General features: G+C 68.4%; 5 protein-coding genes and 2 pseudogenes. 4 read left to right on the top strand and 3 right to left on the bottom strand.

Annotation, left to right across the window (positions count from 1 at the left end):
• Window positions 1-141 precede the first annotated feature (141 nt).
• Window positions 142-1,248 carry a cytochrome P450 gene (locus AC08OP_RS20115; RefSeq protein WP_476615601.1) on the top strand — a complete coding sequence of 369 codons (1,107 nt, stop codon included), beginning with the start codon at window positions 142-144 and terminating at the stop codon, window positions 1,246-1,248.
• Between the two features lie 9 nt (window positions 1,249-1,257).
• Window positions 1,258-2,523, top strand: coding sequence for a MalY/PatB family protein (locus tag AC08OP_RS20110; RefSeq protein ID WP_476615600.1), 1,266 nt, complete (start codon window positions 1,258-1,260; stop codon window positions 2,521-2,523).
• 54 nt (window positions 2,524-2,577) lie between these two features.
• On the opposite strand, the gene AC08OP_RS20105 is transcribed toward AC08OP_RS20110, so the two are convergent.
• Window positions 2,578-3,177: a YdeI/OmpD-associated family protein gene (locus tag AC08OP_RS20105; protein WP_462186290.1), complete on the bottom strand. Its 600-nt coding sequence runs from the start codon at window positions 3,175-3,177 to the stop codon at window positions 2,578-2,580.
• Between the two features lie 325 nt (window positions 3,178-3,502).
• Here AC08OP_RS20105 and AC08OP_RS20100 point away from each other — a divergent pair, with 325 nt between their 5' ends.
• Both AC08OP_RS20100 and AC08OP_RS20095 read left to right on the top strand, forming a co-directional pair.
• A complete protein-coding gene (locus tag AC08OP_RS20100; protein WP_476615599.1) occupies window positions 3,503-4,201 on the top strand; it encodes a Crp/Fnr family transcriptional regulator in 699 nt (232 codons plus the stop codon).
• Window positions 4,125-4,436, top strand: a pseudogene (locus AC08OP_RS20095) (YibE/F family protein); the annotation flags it as partial. The gene AC08OP_RS20100 and the pseudogene AC08OP_RS20095, both read left to right, overlap by 77 nt.
• Window positions 4,437-4,482: 46 nt before the next feature.
• Here the strand turns inward: AC08OP_RS20095 and AC08OP_RS20090 are convergent.
• Together AC08OP_RS20090 and AC08OP_RS20085 are read right to left on the bottom strand one after the other, a co-directional pair.
• Window positions 4,483-4,844: pseudogene (locus tag AC08OP_RS20090) on the bottom strand (ISL3 family transposase); the annotation flags it as partial.
• On the bottom strand, window positions 4,837-5,010 hold the full coding sequence (locus AC08OP_RS20085; protein ID WP_476615598.1) for a zinc ribbon domain-containing protein: 174 nt from the start codon (window positions 5,008-5,010) through the stop codon (window positions 4,837-4,839). The gene AC08OP_RS20085 and the pseudogene AC08OP_RS20090, both read right to left, overlap by 8 nt.
• Window positions 5,011-5,369 lie beyond the last annotated feature (359 nt).

Below are 5,369 nucleotides of genomic sequence, written 5' to 3'. Positions count from 1 at the left end.
TGACACGCCGCCCTACCCCAAACCACCAGCGACTATCACACAGAGTGACGACCAGAGGTTAAACGGCAAGCTCAGGAGAAGGCACCAGGATGCCCGTTCGACCTTCCCCCCGGCTATCGGGCGTTGCAGGAACGGGAACCCGTGTTCCGCGCCCTGCTGCCCAGCGGGCAGGAGGCGTGGGTGGTGACGAGGCATCGCGACGTGCGTGCCGTGCTGGAGGACCCCAGGTTCAGCGCGGACAGCGGGCGCCCGAACTTCCCCAGCATGTTCCGGCAGGCCGCGCCGCAGGTGCTGCGGGGCACCTTCGTTCGCGCGGACGGCGCGGAGCACCTGAGGTACCGGCGGATGCTGGGAGTGGAGTTCACCGCGCGCAAGGCCGAGCTGTCCCGAGCCCGGATCACCGAGATCGCCGACGCCCGGATCGACGCGATGCTCGCCGCCGGGCCGCCCGTGGACCTGATGGCGATGCTCGCCTACCCGGTGCCGTCGACCGTGGTCAGCGAGCTGCTGGGGGTGCCGCGCGCGGACCACGAGTTGTTCGAGGCCAGCACCCGGATCCTGGTCAACGGCCGCAGCTCGGTCGAGGAGATGACGCGCGCCAAGGACGACATCCTCGCGCATCTCAACGGGCTGGTGGCGGCGAAGGAGCGGGAGCCCGGCGATGACATGGTCAGCCGCCTGCTGGTCAGGCACGTCGCCACCGGCGAACTGGACCGTGAGGAGGTTGCCGTGGTGGCGTGGCTGCTGCTCGCCGCGGGCCACCACACGACCGCCACCATGATCGGCACCGGCACCGCCCTGCTGCTGCGCCACCCCGACCAGCTCGCCGTGCTGAGCGACGACCCGGCGACCGTGGTGAACGCGGTGGAGGAGCTGTTGCGTCACCAGACCGCGATGCAGATCGGCATGAGCCGGGTGGCGCTGGAGGACGTCGAGCTGGGCGGCGTTCGCATCCGGGCGGGCGACGGCGTGGTGTGCCAGCTCGCCTCGGCCAACCGTGACCCGGAGGTCTACCCGGACCCGGATCGGTTAGACGTGCGGCGTTCGGCGCGTGGGCACGTCGCGTTCGGGTTCGGGCCGCACCAGTGCCTCGGCCAGACCCTGGCCCGGGTGGAGCTCCAGGTGGTGCTGGGCCGACTGTTCGAGCGCGTGCCCGGCCTGCGCCTGGCCGTCGCACCGGAGGAGGTGCCGTTCTGGCACCACGTGTTCGGCATCCACGGTGTGCGCGAGCTGCCCGTCGCGTGGTGAGGGGGACCGGTGGCGGCGCACGACGAGATGGTCGAGGACCAGATGCTGGACGCGCTCGGGCTGGAGGTGCTCAGCGCCCGGCGCAGTGAGAAGTGGCAGCGGTACTCGGCCGAGGTGCTGCCGTCGTTCCTCGCGGAGATGGACCTGCCGCTCGCCGAGCCGGTGCTCGAGGCGATCCGCAACGCGCTCGACCGCGGCGACCTAGGCTACGCCTACACCTTCACCACCAGCTCGCAGCTGCAGTCGGTGTTCGCGAACTGGCTGCGCTGCCGGTTCGGCTGGTCGGTGGATCCGGCGATGGTGATCCCGTTCCCGGACACCATGCGGGTGGTCGAGGTCGCGCTGGAGCAGTTCACCGAGCGGGGGGACGCGGTGGTGGTGGACGTCCCCGCCTACCCGCCGTTCTTCGAGGCTGTCACCGCCGCCGGGCGCGTGCTGGTGCCCAACGGCATGAAGCTGCGGGACGACGGCTGGCGGCTGAACCTGCCCGGCCTGGCCAAGGCGTTCGCCGACGGGGCCAGCACCTACCTCATGTGCAATCCGCACAACCCGACCGGCAGGGTGTTCACCGAGTCCGAGCTGCGCGCCGTGCTGAGGCTGGCGGAGCGGCACCTGGCGGTGGTGATCTCCGACGAGGTGCACGCGCCCCTGGTGTACGCCGGGCGTGAGCACGTCCCGATCGTCTCACTGCCCGGGGCCGCGGCCACCTCGTCGGTCACCGCGATGTCGGCGAGCAAGGGCTGGAACATCTCCGGCCTGAAGTGCGCGCTCGCCGTACCCGGCAGCCCCGCCGACCACGAGCGCCTGATGGGTATGCGGCCCCGCGACCGCGACGGCGTGGGCATCCTGGGCGTCGAGGGCAGCGTCGCCGCGTTCGCCGGCGGCGACCTGTGGCTGCGGCGGACGATGCGCTACCTGGAGGGGAACCAGCGGATACTCGCTGACCTGCTGGGCTGTTTCGGCTCCGACGTCACCCACCACGCCTCGGACGGCACCTACCTGGCGTGGCTGGACTGCCGCCGCATGGCCGACCGTCTGGGCATCGCCGACCTCGGCCAGTTCTTCCTCGACGTGGGCAAGGTCGCGGTCAGCGATGGCAGGCTGTACGGGGCCGAGGGCTTCGTCCGGCTCAACGTCGCCACGCCGCGCCCGGTGCTCGAGGAGCTGGTGCGGCGGATGGAGAAGGCGGTGCGCCAGGTGGAGCAGCCGGCCGGCACCGACGACCGGCACTCGCTGCCGAAGGTGCCCGCCACCGGCGTGCTGCCCTGGTGGTGAGGTCGGCGGCCACGTGCGCTGGGGGCCAGGTACGCCGTTCGTCACTCGCGTTGGTCACCCGCGTCGGGTCAGAGGAGGCACGGTGCGGCCGTTGGCCGAGTCCTGCAGTAGCTGCTCGAACCGCTTGGCCCGGGTCTGGTCCTTCTTGGCGCTGGTCACCCACCAGATGGCGGCCTTGCGGTAAGAGGCTGGCTGGCTCTGGAAGAAGGTCCACGCCGCGTCGTCGGCCTTCAGCCGCTGCTCCTGGTCGGGCTCGAAGGCGACAGAGTCCCCGTTCTGCTCGTAGGAATACGACCCGGCCTTCGCCTCGGACCGATCCTGGAGCGCCTTTTCCCCGGCGGGCCGCATCCGCCCCTCGGCACGCAGCTCCGCCACACGCCTGCGGTTCACGTCGCTCCACACGCTGCCGGGCTTGCGCCGCGTGAACCGGATGACGTAGTGCTGCTCGTCCACCCGCTGGCGCCTGCCGTCGATCCACCCCACGCACAACGCCTCGTCGACCGCCTGGGCCCACGTGATGCCGGTTCTGCCTGCTCCCTTCTTGTAGAAGCCGACCCACGCCTCACCTGCCGTCTCGTGATTGGCCTCCAGCCAGCTGCGCCATTCGTCGGGATCCGCGAAGTACGTGGCCTTGGGTTCCGGGCTACTGGACAAGACCCCTCCCGGGAGATCGCTATTGTGGCCGATGCTACCCGGCTTGTGACGTTGTGACGTGCGTCTCTTAAAGACCAAGCTGGTAGAGAAGGCGGTCTGACTGCAAACATGTCGGAATGTCGCCCGGTACGTCGACCCAATTGTCCTCAAGCGTCACCGCAGAGCATGTTATGGTGTGCATAGCGCATCCACCTAGGTCTCTTGATCCCCCGTGCGGTCATGGTGTTGTGGAGGTCGGTCCACTCTGACGTCCAGGTGATGGCTTCTTCCTTCAAGGTATCCCTAGTTCACCGTGTGAGGAAATTCCGTGATGGCCTTAATGGGCGTGTCTGACTTTGGGAAAACTGTACGAGTAATACTTGCCGAGAAAGCGGTCTCAACCGGCGTCCTGGTTTTCGAGAAGAACGAGCATGTCTACAACTGGGGCGACCGGGGCCGCTGCCTTTACCTGCTGGAACAGGGGAGGGTGAAGGCGACCAAGTCCTCCGAAGGAGGCAAGCAGTGCCTGCTGGACATCTACGTCCCGGGTGACGTGTTCGGCGAGCTGTGTCTGATCTCAGAAGCGCGAATCGAGACCATCACGGCCATGACGACCGTGGTCGTGCACGAGATCCCCAGCGCGGCCTTCCGCCTCCTGCTCGCCGACCAGGGCGTGTTGGAGGCCTTCTTTGTGTTCATGGGGGCCAAGCTGGCCGAGCAGCAGCAGATGATCACCAACCTGGTCACCATGGACAGTAGGGGTCGGCTGGCTGCCGTCCTGCTCCAGCTCGGCCGCAAGCTGGGTGAACGATGTCCGGGCGGGCTGAGGTTGCGCGAGAGGATCACCCACGAAGAGCTGTCCGCGATGGTCGGCACGACGCGATCGCGCATCGGCTACTTCCTCAATCTGTTCCAGGAGGGGGGCCTGATCCGCTGCGACCGCGGCAGGGTGATTATCAAGGAGCAGGGTGAGAACGCCTGGGCCGCCGCCTGGCCGGTCGGGTACCCGGGGAGACCGACCCCGGGCTACCACCCCCCGACCTGACCGGCGCAGGCGCGCCGCAGGGGACCTGCGACCAGATCGACGTCGTCCTGGACGTACCGGGCAGCTGAGCCTTCCCGGGCTCGTGCTGGCCAGTGTCATCATCGGCTCACTGGGCCTGATCAACGACATGACGATCACCCAGGCCTCCGCGGTCTGGGAGGTCTTCGACGCGGCCCCGCACGCCTCGTTGCGGTACCTGTACCGCTCCGGGATGCGCGTCGGACGTGACCACATCGCCTCCAGCGTCTATACGCTTGTCCTCGCCTACGCTGGCGCCGCTCTGCCGATGCTGCTCCCGCGAGTTCCCGGACCACCGCGCCGACCCGGCCCGCCAGCCGGACGGTGCGCCGCTGGTACCGCTCCAGTACACCCGGGACCTGCTCCCGAAACGTCCGCAGACAGCCCCGAGCCGGGCACACGAGCCGACGGACCACGCGACGTGCATCCAGCGCCACATCCGCCGGTGTCCGCACGTGACAGCTGTGCACCCGCGCCGTCAACGCGCCGCATCGTGGGCACGCGACCGGCCGGTCCGGGTCCGCGCCGCGACCCGGGTCCAGTCACCCTCGTCTGCCACATCCTTCACGACCAGCGGCGCCGACCCCGAGAACACCACCGCCACCAGGCAATCTACGTCAAACATAACGAATCATGACACAGCAGATCGCATCGGCTACCACCGGATGTAGTCCGGCGGCCAGCGCGACGTTGACCGCCGCGTTCACATCCCGGTCGTGCGTCGACCCGCAGGCCGTGCAGGTCCACTCCCGAACCGCCAGCGGCTTCAGGCCATCCTTCACGCCGCACACACAGCAGACCTACGACGTGCGAACCCCGGATGGAGGAGGTTGGCCGGTTCACCGACGACGATCTGGGACTGCCCACCCGGCCGCCGAGCGGTTACGCCACTTCTTCCGCACCTGGCGCCAGGACATCACTGGCGGATGAGCGAAGACCGGCCCCATCCGGATCTCAGCTCGGTTACGCCACGACCACGGTCACCAGACGGGCCGCGGCGCCCGGAACCACCAGACCCGCGGAATACGCGTTCGACCCGGTGGATGATGTTGTCGGCTGAGACTCATGGGGCATCATTCCTGGTCGGGAGTCTTGTGGAGACCGGGCGGACGGTGATCTCAGGACCCTCAACCAAGATCAAAGGGTTCTT

The sequence above is a fragment of the Frankia sp. CeRuru1 genome (assembly GCF_977966315.1).
Note: the sequence above shows the minus strand (reverse complement) of the source record. Positions and strands in the feature narration are given on the sequence as shown.